Below are 17,566 nucleotides of genomic sequence, written 5' to 3'. Positions count from 1 at the left end.
AGTTTATAAAAAAAGGCATTCCGAAGAATGCCTTTTCATTTATGAAGTCTGTGCGACCTGAATTTGTCGATGCTCCGAATGTAGATAATCATCCGATTGCATTTCTAATAAACGTGAACGCGTCCGTTCAATTTCAAATGCCAATTTCTCGCCTTCATATAGATCAATAATTGAATCTTCTGAAGTGAGAATCAATTTTACCCCGCGGTCATAGAACTCATCGACCAAATAAATAAAGCGGCGTGTTCCTTCAGACAAGAAATCGGTCAAATGCGGAACATTACTGACCAAAACGGTATTGTAAATGTTGGCGATTTCAATAAAGTCTGCTGGGCTCCGAGGCTTAAAGCATAGTTCTGAAAACTCACACCACAATACGTCTTCAGTATGACCTAAGGTTTCCACCACACGATTATTGATCATAATCGGTGAATTAGATTGAGTCTGTGTTTGGGTTAATGCTTTAAAACGACCAGATAACCACTCTTGCGCATCATCGGTTAATGGATATTTAAATAATTGCGCTTGCTTCAATACACGCAAACGATAATCCACACCTGCATCCACATTCAAAATGGTACAGTTCTTTTTGACCAATTCAATTGTTGGGATAAAGCGATCACGGTGAATTCCGTTTTTGTATAGACCATCTGGTGCAATGTTCGATGTCGCAATCAAAGTAATGCCGCGCTCGAATAGCTTTTGGAATAGATCACTCAAAATCATCGCATCAGTCACGTTCGATACGAAAAATTCGTCAAAGCAAATCACAACGGCATCTTTATAAATTTGATCCGCAACCAAATCCAAAGGGTTACGTTGACCAGAAAGTTTATTCAACTCTTTATGGACGTGTTGCATAAAGTGATGGAAATGCATGCGTGTTTTACGGCGGAATGGCACCGATTCATAGAATTGATCCATTAACCACGTTTTTCCACGGCCGACACCCCCCCACATATAAACGCCCTTTGGATAGGTTTGACGACGGAAACGTCGAAACGCTTTCTTAGATGCTTTATAGCGAGTGAGTAACTCTTTCCATACTCGATCCAACTCTTGCACAGCTTGTGCTTGAGCCTCATCTGGCATGAATTGTCCTGACTCAAGTGCTTGAGCATAACGCTCAGCAGGTGATGTTGGGATATATGCAGTGCTATGTGAGTCTGGTTTAGAATTTGACATAAGGTGTTATTGCAATTTTAATTGATGAAAATTATATCGAACATTCTGTTCAATGGCATTAGATTTTAGGCTTAATTATCATAGAGTTTAAACATCAAAATGTACCATTTTTAATCATTTAATGATTTCGATGATATTGCCTTGGACTCAATCCAAACCACCTTTTAAAGGCATGATTAAACGCAGCGGGCTCAGAATACCCCAACATTTCGGCCACCTGTTCAATCGAATAAGAACTGTTTTCAATAAACTTTATTGCCTTCTGTTTGATCAGCTTTTCACGAATTTCTTTATAGCTGGTCTGCATTTGCTGCAATTGATGTCTCAACGTTCGCTCAGGAATACTCAATGCACAAGCGGTTTCCGCCATGGTTGGCATGACCCCATTTTGCATTTCTAGATAATCCTGCACATACTCAACAATGGTTAATTTGACTGCTGCACTTTTCTCTAAATGCTGAATATCCTGTAGGCATTTTTCTTCATAAATGCGATACGTCAAAATATCGGCAGAGGGTATTTTTGTATTTAAAATTTGGGTATTTTCTAAAATGAAGGCCGCTTGCGCACATCCAAATTTGACATCCTGCCCATAATAGTCCTGATAAGCAGCAAGTAAACCTAGATCTTTAGGTCGCTGAAATGGCAATTCAATCTGAATTTTAGGTACATCCAAGCCCATCATTTTAAAGATATCTTGTAAGAACTTATAGGTACCTGAAATCTCACACTGCGCCCTAAGTTGACCAAGATGCATACTTAAATCAATAGGTTGATAGAACAGATAGATCAAATTAGTTTCAATCTTTAACTGCAGCGACCCAAAGAGATGAGTTAACTGCTGGAATTGAACACCATTGAGTAAAGCACTATGCAACGTATCACTGGTCACCAATAACATCAGAAATGGACCATAACCAGCCAATGCATAATGTTGTCCGATGAATAAGCCTTGTTCAGGTGAGATATCCTGACTAATATGCTGCAAAATATCCCATTCAATTTCATCAGGGATAATCGAGCTTGGATCTAATGCATCGGCCTGTATTCCCATATTCGCTAAACGCGCGTCCACATCAATGCCGACATGTCGCATGCCTTGAATTAAATACATCAATCCGAGGATAGATCTTTTCATAAGTCCGAATGCGATGCTCAAAACTTTAATGTTTTACTATAAAAGCATGCACAAATGAATTGCCGAAATGATCAAGTTTTGCGTCTATACAATCATATTTAATCTCGCTAAAACCGTTAAACTTGCACAAAATTTAGCTGTGTAGGACATAGACTATGCGTGATGAAACCAAAAATGCGATTCAAAAAACAAAAGTTGCAATTATTGGTGCAGGCTTTGGTGGTTTAGCAATGGCGATTCGACTATTGCAAAGTCAAATCAATGATTTTGTAATTTTAGAAAAAACCAACGATGTTGGCGGTACATGGCGCGAAAACCAATATCCTGGCGCAGCCTGTGATGTTCAATCACATATGTATTCGCTTTCATTTGCACCAAAGACCGACTGGTCAAAGCGTTATGCCGAGGCAGATGAGATCTTCGCTTATATTCAAGATATTACTCAACAATACAAATTAAAAGACTACTGTCAGTTCAATCATGAAGTTACTCATGCTGAATTTGATGAAAGCCGTAATCTATGGACTTTGACTTTCAAAGATCAGCCAACACTAGAAGCACAATTTGTTATTTTTGCATCTGGCCCACTGCATGTACCACAAGTTCCATATGTTAAAGGTATTGAAAAGTTCCAAGGCAAAGTGTTCCATTCATCACAGTGGGACCATGACTACGACTTAACAGGTAAATCTGTTGCATCGATTGGAACTGGTGGCAGTGCGATTCAGTATATTCCTGAAATTGCACCCGAGGTGAAGCAGTTATATGTATTACAACGGACTGCAGCTTGGGTAATTCCTCGTGATGAACGCAAATATTCTCAACTGAGCAAATCATTATTCAAAGCGTCAAATATCTACCGTCAGATTCACCGTACCCGTTTGTACTGGACCAATGAATCTCGTGTTGTTCCGATTGTTCAACCTCAGATCATGAAGTACGGTCAAAAACTGGCTGAAGCCTTTATTCGCTTCCAAGTCAAAGATAAAGAACTCGCAAAAAAACTGACACCCGATTTTGTCATGGGTTGTAAACGTATTTTGATTTCAAATAAATACTTTCCAACTTTCAATCGTAAAAACGTTGAATTGGTGACAGATGCTATTCAAGAAATCACAGCCAATAGCATCATCACAAAAGATGGCAAAGAACGTCAAATCGATTGTCTGATTTACGGTACTGGCTTCATTACCGACCCTCGTATTTATCTAAAACATTTCGATTGTGTTGGTCGTCATGGCATAGAACTGAAACAAGCATGGAAAGATGGTGCTGAAAGTTACTATGGTATTAGCACCAAGAACTTCCCAAATTTATTCCAGTTATTGGGCCCTAACACCATTCTTGGTCATAACTCAGTGATCTTCATGATTGAGTCTCAGGTGAACTACATTCTACAGTTGATCCAAACCGTTGATAAAACAGGCACACAAGCAGTTGAGATCAAACATGAAGTTCAAGATCAATTCAATGAGCGTGTTCAAGATCAGTTGAAAGGAACCGTATGGCAAGCAGGTGGCTGTAGCAGTTGGTATCAAGCAGCAGATGGTAAGAACTTTTCTTTATGGCCAACCTACACATGGCGATATTGGTTAGAGACCCGTAAAGTAAATGTTGCTGATTATAATTTTATCAACACAGCAACGCATGCAAAAAATAATGCCGCTTAAGCTGAAATAGCTGAACTCCTCCTAATATCAAGAACACCTTTGAACGCTCAAAGGTGTTTTTTATTGCAACGCTTTATGGACCTGATTTAAATCTCCCTGTTCTTCCCTATGCAAAACATAAGTAATCATGCTAATATTTTAACTACCTACCGTTAGGTAGTTAAAATAAATATTGTTTCCCTCGAAAGAGTACACAAAACATGAACGCTGCTACCCACATCACAAAGATCAGTTGGTCTTTACTGCTGTTACTCTCCCTTTTTACCGCCTTAGATGCACTGGCAATTGATATTTATTTGCCTGCGTTTCCACTGCTTGCAGAGAGTTTTGCAACTTCACCTGGTCATATACAACTCACGCTCTCGGTGTTTCTCATTGGACTCGCAATCGGTCAAGGATTATATGGCCCATTGCTTGACCGTTTTGGCCGACGTAACCCCCTACTGATTGGCATCGCAATATTTATTCTGGGTTCATTATTGGCTGCAATTGCACCAAGTATTGAATGGCTGCTGGCAGCACGCTTCATGCAAGCCATTGGTGCATCTGCGGGCTTAGTCGTTCCAAGAGCAATTATTTCTGATGTCTGTGATGCCAAAACCAGTGCCAAAAACTTTTCTATTTTGATGCAGGTCATGATGATTGTACCCATCATTGCCCCCTTGTTTGGAAGCCTGATCTTACGGATCGGTTCTTGGCATTTGATTTTCTATACTCTGGCTGCACTAGGAGCCATTCTCTTGTTATGGGGTAATCACGCCATCCCAGAAACCCTAAAACCTCAATATCGTCAACCACTCCAATTTGCAGCGATTCGAACAAGCTATCAAACACTTGCCCTAAATAAAGGCTTTATGGCTTATACCTTGGCAGGCGGTTTCATCTTGGGTGGTTTTTTTGTTTATCTGAGCCAATCACCATTTATTTTTATCCAGCATTATCATATTCATAATGAAAGTTTTAGCAGCCTATTTGCAGCCAACGCCGTAGGCTTGATTATCCTTGGACAAGTTTCAATCCTGTTATTAAAACGATGGACAGCGCAGCAATTATTAGTACTGGGCATGTGTATATTTAGTGGCGCCAGTTTCATTCTAATGCTCAGTGTCAGTTTCTATCATTTAAGTTTATGGCAATACATTGTGCTGCTGGGACTGAGTATCTGGTCCACAGGTTTTATTTTTGGTAATTTGACTGCACTGACCATGCAACAAAGCCCTCAACATTTAACCGGCGCAGCCTCATCCTTGATGGGTCTACTACAATATGCCTTTGCTTCGCTAATTGGCTTTATCGTAAGCCTGTTTGAAATTAACATCAGCCTGCTTCCAGCCAGTCTATTCCTTTGCGGAATGATTGCACTGGGCTTATGTATTTATGCAGCACTTAGACAAGCTGACTCATTTTCGACAATGGAAACACAATAACAAATCTCATGCACTGGTCAGCAATTGATTACCATTAAGGGCTGATCAGAACATCTAAGGTTTTGAGAATGGCATCCAGTCGAAGCCTGAACTTATCTCGACCTCCGTAGATCAATTCACTTTGTAAAGCATCGACAAAGCTCATACAGACCCGCGCCAAAACCATACTCTCCAGTTGGTGCTTGTTTTCCTTCAAAACCGACTGTTGTATTGCCTGTAAAAATACCTGTTCCAATTCAGCCATAAAGATATGCATTGGCTCAATCACCTGATCATATAAATGTACAGGTGGACTAATTAATGCATTCATCCAGAACTGAACCCCATAAGAGGCATCAAAGCGTTGTTCAATACTCATGAAGTAAGCATGTAATTGCTGCTGAATTCCAGTACCACCTTGCAGAACGGTTTGAGCATGCCCCAACTCTTCATCAATCATAATCGGGATCAAGCTCAGATACAGTTCATCTTTATTTTTAAAATGTGCATAAATTGAAGGCTTTTTAATGCCAACATCGGTCGCTATTTCATTTAAGGAGGTTGCGGCAAAGCCTTGTTTTGCAAAACGCTCCAAGGCAAATTTTTGAATCTTAGCTGCTGTCACAAATCATTTACCTCTATGTCTTACAAAAGTATATTTCAGCCCACATGATATTCATAGCTGTATAATAACAATGAAGTGAATCAACCACGTTAGCTGCTTCTCATATATTTAAATGCATTTTTATTGCAAAACATTCTATATCAAATGATATATAAATCTATCCAAGTATCAGATTTCCCTGCATAATAAATCAGCACTATAAACACTCTGATTGTATGACCTCTTTTGTTTTGATCTTCCAAATTTTTGTCTGCATTAGCTTAGGCTATTTTGTTGGACCACATTTGTCACAGTCAATAAAACAATTTGTATTTAAAATACTACCCTATTTTTCTTATATTTTACTGATTAGTGTGGCTTTTGAGCTGACTCAAGCCTTAAATCACGTTCAAAATCCTGCTGCTATTCTACCGCCAGCGTTACTGATTGCATTTACCACCTCAATTGGTTCATTTTTTATTTGCTTGATCACTTACAAACTGATTGATCGCCAAAGTGTACAAGGAAAGATTTCCCTGCATCTATTTCTCAATGCACTCAAGAATATTGCCAAAGCATTTTTGGCTTTGGGCGTTGGTATTCTATTGGGCATCGTGGTCAATAGTGCTGGTTTAGCGATTAGCTTTAATAGTTGGTATTTATTGTTGATCTTTATCTTTTTGATTGGGATCGAACTGGCCTTCACTCAATTTGATCGTAGCTGGTTGAGTTGGAGAATTCTACTCGTGCCTATCGCGGCTTTTGTCGGCTCCTGCTTAGCTGCAATCTTTAATTATTTTATTCTATCCAATCATTACAGCTTAAATGAAGTCATGGCCTTAGCCCAAGGGTATGGCTGGTACTCCATGTCAGGGATTCTATTTACTGAATTACACTCCGCCAAGCTCGGCGGTATAGCACTGTTAACAGACTTATTTAGAGAGATTTTTGCAATTTTATTAATGTATTGTTTGGGTTGGCGCTTTCCGCGCTCTGCAATTTCAAGTGCTGGTGCGACCTCGATGGATGTCACACTTGCCATGGTCAAACAATCATGTGGTACGCATTACGTACCACATGCAATGATGAGTGGATTGATTCTATCCCTCCTCGCACCATTGCTCATCAGCTTATTTTTGAATCTAAAGTTCTAGACCAAGCCAAACCCAATTAGATCGAAGCCAAAATTGACTTTAACATCTCAGTTGGGTTTTCAGCTTTGGTGATTGGACGACCGATAACCAAATGCGTTGAACCATCCAGCATGGCTTGTTTAGGGGTCACAATACGCTTTTGGTCATCGGCATTTGAACCTTCTGGGCGAATCCCTGGTGTAACCAAAGCAAAATCTTGTCCTAATAGTTCACGAAGAATTTTCGCTTCTTGTGCTGAACAAACGACACCATCCAAACCACTTTCCTGAGTGAGTTTCGCTAAACGCTTTACCTGCTCAACTGGTTCGATATCTAAGCCAAGATCACGTAAATCTTCACGGCCCATTGAGGTCAAAACCGTCACCGCAATCAGCTGGGTTTGATAATTTCCAGCTTTCAGACGCTCAACACAGGTTTCCATCATTTTACGACCACCAGATGCATGCACGTTGACCATCCACACCCCAAGGTCTGCTGCAGCACATACCGCCTGAGCCGTCGTATTTGGAATATCATGGAATTTTAAATCTAGAAAAACCTCAAAACCATTGTCTTGTAAGTTTTTCACAATGGATGGACCTTCATGCGTAAACAGCTCTTTACCCACTTTAACACGACAAAGTGACGGATCTAGCTGATCAACAATTGTTAAGGCGTCATATTGGCTTTTTGCGTCTAGGGCAACAATAATACTCACGAATCTAGTTCCATCACATAAAAATCGAGTAATTATAAAGTGATTCAGCGTATGAACAAAGCAAGAAAACCAGCATATTGAAAAAAAGCTTTACCAACCAACTCAAACATCCTTATCTTTGCTCTGAGATCAAAATCGCTCGCGTATTCGGTTCCAGTGCTTCAAAAATATGTGCTTGATCAGCTGGATAACAAATATAATCACCCTCACTCAGCAGCACAGGTTCCGAAATCAAGCCAACCTTAGCCTTGCCTTGCATAATAATAATATGCTCAATGCTGCCAATTGAATGGGGCTGACTACAGCGCGGCTCACCGGGCTGGGTGACCAAGATATACACATCCCGTCTAGCACCTGTAGGACAATTGGCCAATAAAATCGCTTGATAATGAGCAATCTCGGATGAAACCGAAGGCCCTTCGCCAAAGCGAATCACTTGCGTTTGTGTAATATTGCTTTCCATCAACTTTGCGAAAGGAATATCCAAAGCCACACACAAGGCCCATAAGGTTTCCAGACTCGGGTTGCCTTGTGCCGCTTCTAATTGTGACAAAGTCGATTTCGCAATTCCTGCGCGGCGAGCCACTTCTGCCAAGGACAGCCCTGCCTTTTGTCTTTCTCTTTGTAAGCCTTTAGCAACAATTTCAATTGGCAATGCCATATTTCACCATAAAAAACGAATGTTCGTTTTGACGAACGGTATAAATTTAATCTATTATATCGTACGTTCGTTTGATATAGAAAAGAAAGATGCAAGATATAGAGCGATTTAACCTCATCAAAGCCATTAGTCTCATTTCTATTGCGACAGGAATAGTCGGAATTTCACTCGGTTCAGTTGCAGCAAGCTTTGATGTACCCATGTGGATTCCCATATTGCTTTCCTTGACCGTATTGGCTGGAGCGGCTGAATTTACGTTCATTGGTATGATTGCGACAGGTGCGAATCCTATTTTTGCCGCATTGACTGGCATATTGATTAATCTACGTCATCTTCCATTTGGTTTATCCGTCGCGACATTTATTGAGAAAAATGCATCTCGTTTTATCGCTTGTCACATCATGAATGATGAAAGTGTGATGTTTGGACTAAGCCAACACAATGATCAAGCCAAGAAATGGGCGTATTGGATGTGTGGATTAGGGATTTGCATTCTTTGGCCAATTGGCGTGTTTATTGGCTATCTGCTTAGTAAAAATATCCCTGATATTTATGTCTTCGGTATTGATGCCGCATTTCCCGCCATTCTTTTTGCTTTAATCTTGCCGATGCTCAAAAATAAAACCACACGAAATCGAGTATTTCTTGGCACGACATTGTCTTTAGCGTCTATCCCCCTACTACCAACAGGTTTACCTGTTCTCGTATCAATGCTTGGTCTGTTGCTAAAAGGTAAATCAAAATGAAATATAGTGAGAGTTATATCTTCATAGGGATTGTCATACTTGCACTGGGCACGTATCTCATTCGCTATTCAGGATTCTATTTAGCTGATCGTATAACGTTTAGAGAGCATCACAAACAACTTCTCGCTGATTCTGCTTGTGTTCTTCTATTTACCTTAGCCATATTCAATACACTTTTTTCTGAAACTCATTTTAGTGGAATGAGTAAAATCGTGGGCGTTGCTGTAGCCCTTATCTTTGCTTGGAAGAAATATTCACTGATCGTGGTTATTCTTGTGGCGATGCTGATCACTGCAAGCCTGAGATACCTCGGCATTCCTTAAGGCAAAAAAATAGCCCTTTATTAAAAGGGCTATTTTTATTCGCTATAAAACGTTAACAGTTAATCGCGCAGAAAATATTCTTAATTACAGTGGTGTACGTGTTTGACTCTCTGGATGAATATCCAGCACTGTTTTTTCATGTCTGACACTTGCAGCAGCTTCTGCGGCAGCCTGTTGTGCAAGCTGGATCTGCTCTTTACGCAGATGGTCAATATCTTTACGAAGACGTTTAATTTCCCAACTGGTTTGGAACACTCGGAAAACTTGCACACCGAGAAGCAAACCAACCACCACACCTAAGACTAAGGTTAGTAAAAGCAATAAGCCCAAACGCATTGCTGGAACTTGAGTAAATAGTAAATCTACTTGTAACTCAGCTGGGTTTTGAAGCACTAAAGCAAGCGAATAACCAAATATGGCAACGAGTAATGCAATTAATACATAACGCATAAACACCTCAATTCTTATTCGGCAGATTCGTTTACTGCGTCACGAAGTGCCTTACCAGGTTTAAAATGTGGGACTGCCTTTGCAGCGACATCTACAGACTTACCAGTTTTAGGATTGCGCCCTAAACGTGGCTCACGGTGATGTAATGCAAAACTACCAAAACCACGGATCTCAATACGATCGCCGCTTGAAAGGGCTTCAATCATTTGATCAATCATAATCTTAACTGCATCTTCAACCAAAGGCTCAGCTAAGTGTGGGTTTTTAAGTGCAATCCGTTCAATTAAATCAGATTTATTAAGTGCTTCAGTAGTCATTGATGACCTCTTTAATTATTGCTACTTTCCAATGTTTTTAATAATAACCTGTTTAAATACAAAACGGTAGCGCAGTACATGATTACTACGCTACCGTTTACAGTATTTTTGTATAAAAAAGTACGTCTCAGTTACAAGAAACGTACTTTTTAACAAATTACTTCATTTGAGCTTTAATTAAGTCACCAATAGTCTTAGGACCATTGCTTTCTGCAACTTGAGTTGCAGCAGCTTGGCGAGCATTGTTCACAGCTTCTTTCTCTTCAGCTTCGTCTTTCGCTTTGATAGACAAGTTGATAGAGCGAGATTTGCGATCAACGTTGATGATCTTCGCTTCAACTTCTTGACCAACTTCTAAGAATTTAGTCGCATCTTCAACGCGGTCACGGTTGATTTCTGAAGCTTTAAGTGTTGCTTCGATGTCATCAGCTAATTTAACTGTAGCACCTTTAGCATCAACAGCAGTTACAGTACCTTTAACTAAAGCACCGCGCTCATTCGCAGCTAAGAAGTCATTGAATGGATCGCTGTTTAATTGCTTGATACCAAGGCTGATACGGTTGCCTTCAGCGTCAACAGATAAGATAACCGCTTCAACTGTGTCACCTTTCTTGTAACGACGAATCGCTTCTTCGCCTTGTTCGTTCCAAGAAATATCAGACAAGTGTACTAAACCGTCGATACCACCAGATAAACCGATGAAGATACCGAAGTCAGTGATTGACTTGATTGTACCAGAAACTTTTTCGCCTTTTTCATTTGCTTTAGCAAACTCTTCCCATGGGTTAGCACGAGTTTGTTTGATACCCAATGAAATACGACGACGTTCTTCATCAACTTCAAGAACCATAACATCAACTTCATCACCGATCTGAACAACTTTAGATGGGTGGATGTTTTTGTTTGTGTGGTCCATTTCTGAAACGTGTACTAAACCTTCAACGCCTTCAGCGATTTCAGCGAAGCAACCGTAGTCAGTTAAGTTAGTAACACGTGCTTTAACGATAGAACCTTTAGGGTAACGGCTCATGATCGCTAACCATGGATCTTCACCTAATTGCTTAAGGCCTAAAGATACACGGTTACGCTCGCGGTCAAATTTAAGTACTTTAACTGTAACTTCTTGACCAACTTCAACAACTTCTGAAGGGTGCTTGATACGCTTCCAAGCCATATCTGTGATATGTAGAAGACCATCAATACCGCCAAGATCAACGAACGCGCCGTAATCAGTAAGGTTCTTGATAGTACCTGTAACTGTTTGACCTTCTTCAAGTTGAGCAAGTAATGCTTCACGGTCAGCTGAAGATTCAGCTTCCATAACTGCACGACGAGATACAACAACGTTGTTACGTTTAGCATCAAGTTTGATTACTTTGAACTCTAACTCTTTACCTTCAAGGTGAGTTGTGTCACGGATAGGACGAGTGTCAACTAAAGAACCTGGTAAGAATGCACGTACAGGACCGATGTCAACAGTGAAACCGCCTTTAACCTTACCAGAGATAACACCAGTAACGATTTCGCCGTCTTCAAAGATTTTCTCAAGTTTAGTCCAAGTTTCAGCACGTTTCGCTTTTTCACGTGATAAAACTGTTTGACCCATACCGTTGTCAAGCGCTTCAACAACTACGTCAACAGTATCGCCAACTTGAACTTCAAGTTCACGTTGTTCATTTAAAAATTCAGCACGGTCAACAACGCCTTCAGATTTAAGGCCAGTGTCAACAGTAACCCAGTCAGAATCGATACTAACAACAGTACCTTGGATGACTGCACCCTTTTCAACGTTGAGGTTTAATTCACTTTCTTCAAAGAGGGCTGCAAAAGATTCGGTCATGATATACCTGATAAAGTCCGCGGTCTTGGATCAGACAAGGCCGGTTTAGTTAAGTTGTTACATTGTCCAAAAAATCTGATCAAGCAATGCTTCAACTGATAAAAAATTGTGTATCTACTGAATACGACTATCGATATAATTCACCATCAACTGAAACACTTCATTGATACCTATTGTAGAACTATCAATGATATACGCATCTTCAGCGGGCTTGAGTGGAGCAACCGAACGCTCCATATCTCTTTTATCTCTAGCCTGTATGTTAGATAAAATGTCGCTTATTTTAGCATCAAGACCCATACCCTGCAACTGTTTTACACGTCGCTCTGCGCGAGATTCAGCCGATGCAGTTAAGTAAATCTTGGCTTGGGCTTCTGGAAAAATCGATGTTGCCATATCTCGCCCATCAGCTACTAAACCTGGCGCCTGAATAAAAGCACGTTGACGTTCAAATAATGCTTTTCTTAATTCGGGTACAGTGGCAACTCTAGAAGCATACTCTCCGACTTGTTCTGTTCGAATGGTATTAGTGACATCGACCCCCTCAAGTAAAATCAATGTCGCTGCTTCAGTGGTTTTAAATTCGATATCTAAATGTGTTGCATACTCAACGCATTGATCTAAGTTCGAGTCAATTTGGTCAAGCAAGCCACGTTGAAAGAGTGACAATCCAAGTAAACGATATAACGCTCCAGAATCTAACAAATTAAATCGATAATGTGCTGCAATTTTGGCGGCTAATGTACCCTTACCTGAACCACTAGGGCCATCGATCGTAATAATATGAATTGTCATTTCCATCTCTTATGAAGCAACTGATTTGGCTAATTTTGAAAAGCCTAGTGTAATCGCTGCTTTGAGTTGTGCAAGAACTAATTTACTAACTAAAGGGGCTTTTGCCGTAAATTCAATCTTATAGGTCACCAAAGTAATATAAGGGGTAATTTCTTTAAAATCGATTTGTCCTAAATGATGCTTCACCAATGGATTATTAATCAGTTTATATTCAATCCGCTTATTTTCTTCCAACAGGGTAATTTCTTCTTGTAATGGTTTGATTGGACCAAACCCCATACGGCGAATCGAACCAATGCCATCAGGACGTTTTGGGTCAGCCGAGTCCTTTACACGTACAACTTGTAAAGGTGCAAACGCCTTATTGTAAGTAGCATGTTTTGACAACAAGTCAAAAACTTCTGAGATCGGTGCATTAAATTCTTTTTTTACAGTAATTGCATTACGCATAACATTGCCTTTTTATGTGATCCAAAATCATTGGAGGCTTAGTTTGCCATAATCTTAAAGACACTTTTAATCATTTAAGGACGTTTTTGATGACCGAATTTTCTTCTTTTCATCCCGCCTCTGTTTAAAGAAATCACTCAATTGTTGTGAACATTGTGCTTGTAAGCAACCTTGCTCAAAGACAAATTTATGATTGTAATAACCACTATCAAGTAGTTGTCTGGCACTGATTAAAGAACCCGCTTTCGGTTCAGTTGTGGCAAAAACTACGCGCTGAACACGTGCATGTACTAAAGCGCCTACACACATGGTACATGGCTCAAGGGTGACATAGAGGGTGGTATCTTCAGGCAAACGATAGTTATTTAATGACTGGCACGCAACACGTAAAGCTTGTATCTCGGCATGCGCAGTTGGGTCGGAAAGCTTAATCGGCGCATTATATCCAGCACCAATCACCTGCCCATTACTCACTAAAATTGCCCCCACAGGGATTTCACCTTGGGCTGCAGCCAATGCAGCCTGCTCATAGGCAAGCTGCATCCAATATTCATCATTACGATTTTCAGAATTCATACGGCTCAGGCAATAACACCATATTGCTTTAACAATGCATTCCAGCTTTCGATATTAGTAACTGGAGGACAATCTCCCAAAATACCTTTCAAGCTAAGCTGCTCAGTTGCCTGCCATTCTGGAGATAAGTCTTTATCCACTAAACGAGCACGCACACCCTCGACAAAATCTGGATGACGAATCTTCCAATCAGAGATTTGGGCTTCTAGTGCAAAAACCCCATCCCAAGCATGACCTTGTTTGCCCCACTGCCATAATAACCAAGTAATGGCAGCTGTACTTGGAGAACCTTTCTGCAAGTTTTCACTGGCTTGGCGCAACCAGTCACTACTTGCATCACTCAATCCAATAATTGACTGGTAGTCATATTCAAAGCTTTGTCCACGACATACACTATGAATTACATCAATTGAATTTTGTAATGGGCCAGAAGCGACTGGGCGATGTAAACTATTTAGAGTATCATCAATCGCCCTGAATGCACCTGCTGGATAATGGTTCCAGTCTACATTCAAAACTTTTTGCAAGACATTATCACGCTGCGCTTCACAAATATGTGTCGCCCAACCAATACTGAATGCACCTGCGGCGGTCATGATTGAACCCGTTAATCCTGTAAACAGGCCAATTTGACCACGATCTGCCAAGAAACGGCTCGCACCAACATCTGGATACAAACCAATATTGATTTCTGGCATCGCCAAACGTGAATAAGGGGTGACTAGACGGAATGGCGCAGCCATAAACAGACCGAGCCCACCACCCATCACATAACCTTCGCCCCACACTACAATCGGTTTAGCATAATTATGTAACAATAGATCAAGCGCATATTCTTGCTGGAAGAATTGATTGGCCGCATCAACTTCCTGATTTATCACCAACTGGCGTAATTTACGTACATCACCACCTGCACAAAATGCTTTCGGTGTGGTTGAATCAAACCAGATTGCTTTCACCGTCTCATCGACATGAAAATCTTCAAAAACCTGAAGCAATGCACTGACGATGGATTCATCCAAAGCGTGCAAAGATTTAGGGCGATTAAGACGAATGATTCGCCAACCATTTTTTGCGTGTTCAATAACTAAATCTGGATGATAGCTATTTAAATCAGGAGAAGTCATTATGCGTCCAATTGCCAGTCTATAGGCTCAATGCCATGTTGTTTCAAATATTGATTGGTTTTAGAAAATACTTTACAGCCAAAAAAGCCACCACGATTCGCAGCAAGTGGTGATGGATGCGCTGCTGTTAGCACAAGATGTCTATTACGATCAATACGTTGACCTTTACGTTGTGCATACGCACCCCATAAAATAAACACCACATGTTCACGTTGTTCATTTAATACGTCAATAACAGTATCGGTAAAGTCTTCCCACCCTTGTTTTTGATGTGAAGTCGGCTGTCCTGCTTCTACCGTGAGTACACTGTTGAGTAACAGCACCCCTTGTGCTGCCCATTGACTCAAATCACCATGACGTGAAATCGGTACAGCCAGATCGGTATGTAATTCGTGAAAAATATTACGTAAAGATGGCGGTAATGCAACCCCTCTTTGTACCGAAAAACTTAGACCATTGGCCTGATTTGGACCATGATATGGATCTTGGCCTAAAATAACGACTTTAACTTCACCAAGCGGTGTGGTATTCAGCGCATTAAAAATCTGTTTACTGGGTGGATAAATCGTCTTTTCAGCAACTTTTTCTTGCTGTAAAAACTCACGTAAATTATCCATTTTTTGACTAAGCAAAAACTCTGATAATGAGATTTTCCAAGACTCGTCCAACTGAACTTTACTTAATTTGTCCTGCTGCTGTTCAGTAAATTGCATCCACATTCCTTGAAATAAATTCACTCAAATACGTGCAAAAGCACTCAAATATTAACTTGTAATTCTACGTTTGGATTTTGGAACTTCATTCCTTTTTTCAGATTTTCATACATCTGAACATCACTCCATTCAGCCTGTACTTGCTCTGAAAACACAATTTGATCCAAACTTAATGCACCCATTTGTGCATTATCAATATCTTCCTGAAAACTCTGCGCATAACCCGTATCTGTTTCATGCACAATCACAGAATACACTTCAACATCACCCTCGCCGTTTTGAGTTGTGGTTGAGTTCAATACCTGCTGAGCAAGATAAAAGAAAATACGAGAAAACTGTTCAGCCGATGGCGAAACAGGTAAAGCAATCCAACGCGCACTAAATGTTTTACATGCCTCAATATAAGCAGGATCATCTTTCTGCCAAAAACAGATCGCATGATCAAAACTATCATACAACTCTTTAATAACGCCTTTTAACAGACCGAAGTCATAGACCATTTGCCCATGATCTAACTTTGACGCTTTTAATAATAATTCAACTTTATAGCTATGCCCATGGATCGAATGCTTACAACGGTCCGATGTACAGTTACGTACAATATGAGCATTTTCAAACTTAAATAATTTACGAATTAACATGCACCAAGCTAATCTTTTATCTGCAAACGAATTTTATTATAAAGCAAAAAAACGTGCATTGGGATTGATTTTAAATCTTGTCACCATTTGATAAATCAATCTTCAAAGTCACTCAAATGGTGCAAGACTTCTTGAATAAACAGATACTTGCTTATCTTTACGCACCAAAGCACTGCTAAATTGACGCTTCCGTTCGCTTAAAACAACCTCAATTTGTGCGGTAAAATAATTGGACTTACTATCCAGTAAAGCGGCCGCATCAGTTTTATTTTGTTGTTCTATTCCAGAAAAAACACTTAACTTCCATAAATCTTCCACATTATTGAAATAAGTGAGCTCTGTTTGTTTACGTTTTAGCTCCTGCTCGACTGTTTTAACATCCACTGTTGGATCAATACTAGCAAGCAATAATGCTGGTGCCGTATTGATATTTACTTTGGTTTGTTCAGGTAAAGCCGTGACATAAGGTTTAATCAAATCGTAGTTTTTACCTTCAAAGCCCCTCACCAGCTTAAGCTCCTCAACACTATGAAATTTTGTATTGGGTACTAAATATGCAGGGTCTAAACCTTGATAATAGCTACTCTCAGCCCCCATTGCACCAGTTACTTCTTCATTGCTATCTTGCCAGTCAATGACTGCCTGACTCAACTCAGCAGGCAAACCTACCCGTTGTAACAATTTTTCAAACCAGCGCCGTGCCGAATCATCAACTTGATTGCCATCTGCTTTGACCAAATTATTGAGGTTAAATTTTCCCGACTCATCAATCAAGCGGCCAGATACCAGACCATCCTCCACAGGAAACGGTGGCATCGGCTTGGCCCAGTTTTCCTGCAAATGGTCAATCGTACCGCCATTATCGCTGTCTTGGATCAATAGTTCGGAGAAAAAGGCTTCTGCACTTTTCGCATAGAGCAGCGATTGATTTTGACGCATCAAATAGCCTGTATTTTCAGAGGTATTGGTTTGTCTTTTGGCTATCGTCGCCGCTAAAATCGTTGCCAAGGCCACCATAACCAATATCGTGAGTAATGCGATACCACGCTGAGAGGAAGAGATTTTCATTGTTC

20 protein-coding genes are annotated in these 17,566 nt (G+C 40.3%); 5 read left to right on the top strand and 15 right to left on the bottom strand.

Features of this window, described 5'->3' with window-relative positions; genetic code table 11:
• Positions 1-39: 39 nt before the first annotated feature.
• Together zapE and V6E90_RS05530 are read right to left on the bottom strand one after the other, a co-directional pair.
• Positions 40-1,185 carry a cell division protein ZapE gene (gene zapE / locus V6E90_RS05535; protein WP_332604735.1) on the bottom strand — a complete coding sequence of 382 codons (1,146 nt, stop codon included), beginning with the start codon at positions 1,183-1,185 and terminating at the stop codon, positions 40-42.
• Positions 1,186-1,303: 118 nt separating this feature from the next.
• Positions 1,304-2,323 carry an AraC family transcriptional regulator gene (locus tag V6E90_RS05530; protein ID WP_332604734.1) on the bottom strand — a complete coding sequence of 340 codons (1,020 nt, stop codon included), beginning with the start codon at positions 2,321-2,323 and terminating at the stop codon, positions 1,304-1,306.
• Positions 2,324-2,478: 155 nt separating this feature from the next.
• Here V6E90_RS05530 and V6E90_RS05525 point away from each other — a divergent pair, with 155 nt between their 5' ends.
• Positions 2,479-3,993 carry a flavin-containing monooxygenase gene (locus tag V6E90_RS05525; protein ID WP_332604733.1) on the top strand — a complete coding sequence of 505 codons (1,515 nt, stop codon included), beginning with the start codon at positions 2,479-2,481 and terminating at the stop codon, positions 3,991-3,993.
• A 200-nt stretch (positions 3,994-4,193) separates the two neighbouring features.
• Positions 4,194-5,420, top strand: a complete 1,227-nt coding sequence (locus V6E90_RS05520) for a multidrug effflux MFS transporter (RefSeq protein ID WP_332604732.1) — start codon at positions 4,194-4,196, stop codon at positions 5,418-5,420.
• Between the two features lie 34 nt (positions 5,421-5,454).
• Here V6E90_RS05520 and V6E90_RS05515 read toward each other — a convergent pair whose 3' ends face one another.
• Positions 5,455-6,024, bottom strand: coding sequence for a TetR/AcrR family transcriptional regulator (locus tag V6E90_RS05515; protein ID WP_262757618.1), 570 nt, complete (start codon positions 6,022-6,024; stop codon positions 5,455-5,457).
• 215 nt (positions 6,025-6,239) lie between these two features.
• On the opposite strand from V6E90_RS05515, the gene V6E90_RS05510 reads away from it, so the two are divergent.
• Complete coding sequence (locus V6E90_RS05510; RefSeq protein WP_065342128.1) at positions 6,240-7,157, top strand: lysine exporter LysO family protein; 918 nt, start codon at positions 6,240-6,242, stop codon at positions 7,155-7,157.
• A gap of 16 nt (positions 7,158-7,173) precedes the next feature.
• Here the strand turns inward: V6E90_RS05510 and pyrF are convergent, their stop codons facing one another.
• Together pyrF and V6E90_RS05500 are read right to left on the bottom strand one after the other, a co-directional pair.
• A complete protein-coding gene (gene pyrF / locus V6E90_RS05505) occupies positions 7,174-7,854 on the bottom strand; it encodes an orotidine-5'-phosphate decarboxylase (protein ID WP_332604731.1) in 681 nt (226 codons plus the stop codon).
• A gap of 112 nt (positions 7,855-7,966) precedes the next feature.
• The gene (locus V6E90_RS05500; RefSeq protein WP_016539908.1) at positions 7,967-8,515 is read right to left on the bottom strand and encodes a helix-turn-helix domain-containing protein; all 549 of its coding nucleotides are present in this window, start codon (positions 8,513-8,515) and stop codon (positions 7,967-7,969) included.
• 89 nt (positions 8,516-8,604) lie between these two features.
• Between V6E90_RS05500 and V6E90_RS05495 the strand changes: the two genes are divergently transcribed.
• Both V6E90_RS05495 and V6E90_RS05490 read left to right on the top strand, forming a co-directional pair.
• Positions 8,605-9,261 carry an AzlC family ABC transporter permease gene (locus V6E90_RS05495; protein ID WP_016539907.1) on the top strand — a complete coding sequence of 219 codons (657 nt, stop codon included), beginning with the start codon at positions 8,605-8,607 and terminating at the stop codon, positions 9,259-9,261.
• The gene (locus tag V6E90_RS05490) at positions 9,258-9,584 is read left to right on the top strand and encodes an AzlD domain-containing protein (protein ID WP_016660315.1); all 327 of its coding nucleotides are present in this window, start codon (positions 9,258-9,260) and stop codon (positions 9,582-9,584) included. Before V6E90_RS05495 ends, V6E90_RS05490 begins: the two co-directional genes overlap by 4 nt.
• 84 nt (positions 9,585-9,668) lie before the next feature.
• Here V6E90_RS05490 and V6E90_RS05485 read toward each other — a convergent pair whose 3' ends face one another.
• The 10 genes from V6E90_RS05485 to gspK form a co-directional block, all read right to left on the bottom strand.
• Positions 9,669-10,034, bottom strand: coding sequence for a lipopolysaccharide assembly protein LapA domain-containing protein (locus tag V6E90_RS05485; RefSeq protein WP_016539905.1), 366 nt, complete (start codon positions 10,032-10,034; stop codon positions 9,669-9,671).
• Positions 10,035-10,048: 14 nt separating this feature from the next.
• Complete coding sequence (locus V6E90_RS05480) at positions 10,049-10,351, bottom strand: integration host factor subunit beta (RefSeq protein WP_004653854.1); 303 nt, start codon at positions 10,349-10,351, stop codon at positions 10,049-10,051.
• A 157-nt stretch (positions 10,352-10,508) separates the two neighbouring features.
• Positions 10,509-12,191: a 30S ribosomal protein S1 gene (gene rpsA / locus V6E90_RS05475; RefSeq protein WP_016539904.1), complete on the bottom strand. Its 1,683-nt coding sequence runs from the start codon at positions 12,189-12,191 to the stop codon at positions 10,509-10,511.
• Positions 12,192-12,305: 114 nt separating this feature from the next.
• Positions 12,306-12,986, bottom strand: a complete 681-nt coding sequence (cmk, locus tag V6E90_RS05470; protein WP_332604730.1) for a (d)CMP kinase — start codon at positions 12,984-12,986, stop codon at positions 12,306-12,308.
• 9 nt (positions 12,987-12,995) lie between these two features.
• Positions 12,996-13,436, bottom strand: a complete 441-nt coding sequence (locus tag V6E90_RS05465; RefSeq protein ID WP_004653858.1) for an SRPBCC family protein — start codon at positions 13,434-13,436, stop codon at positions 12,996-12,998.
• A 66-nt stretch (positions 13,437-13,502) separates the two neighbouring features.
• A complete protein-coding gene (tadA, locus tag V6E90_RS05460) occupies positions 13,503-14,012 on the bottom strand; it encodes a tRNA adenosine(34) deaminase TadA (RefSeq protein ID WP_016539902.1) in 510 nt (169 codons plus the stop codon).
• 5 nt (positions 14,013-14,017) lie between these two features.
• Complete coding sequence (locus V6E90_RS05455; RefSeq protein ID WP_332605076.1) at positions 14,018-15,142, bottom strand: enoyl-CoA hydratase/isomerase family protein; 1,125 nt, start codon at positions 15,140-15,142, stop codon at positions 14,018-14,020.
• Entirely contained in the window at positions 15,139-15,852 is a 714-nt protein-coding gene (gene ung / locus V6E90_RS05450; RefSeq protein ID WP_016539900.1) for a uracil-DNA glycosylase, read from the bottom strand. The genes V6E90_RS05455 and ung overlap by 4 nt, the downstream gene beginning before the upstream one ends.
• A gap of 44 nt (positions 15,853-15,896) precedes the next feature.
• The gene (locus V6E90_RS05445) at positions 15,897-16,493 is read right to left on the bottom strand and encodes a 6-pyruvoyl trahydropterin synthase family protein (protein WP_332604729.1); all 597 of its coding nucleotides are present in this window, start codon (positions 16,491-16,493) and stop codon (positions 15,897-15,899) included.
• A 108-nt stretch (positions 16,494-16,601) separates the two neighbouring features.
• Positions 16,602-17,561: a type II secretion system minor pseudopilin GspK gene (gspK, locus tag V6E90_RS05440; RefSeq protein ID WP_065342133.1), complete on the bottom strand. Its 960-nt coding sequence runs from the start codon at positions 17,559-17,561 to the stop codon at positions 16,602-16,604.
• Positions 17,562-17,566 lie beyond the last annotated feature (5 nt).

The sequence above is a fragment of the Acinetobacter sp. ESBL14 genome (assembly GCF_036668815.1).
In the GTDB taxonomy this organism is placed as follows: Bacteria; Pseudomonadota; Gammaproteobacteria; order Pseudomonadales; family Moraxellaceae; genus Acinetobacter; species Acinetobacter gyllenbergii.
Note: the sequence above shows the minus strand (reverse complement) of the source record. Positions and strands in the feature narration are given on the sequence as shown.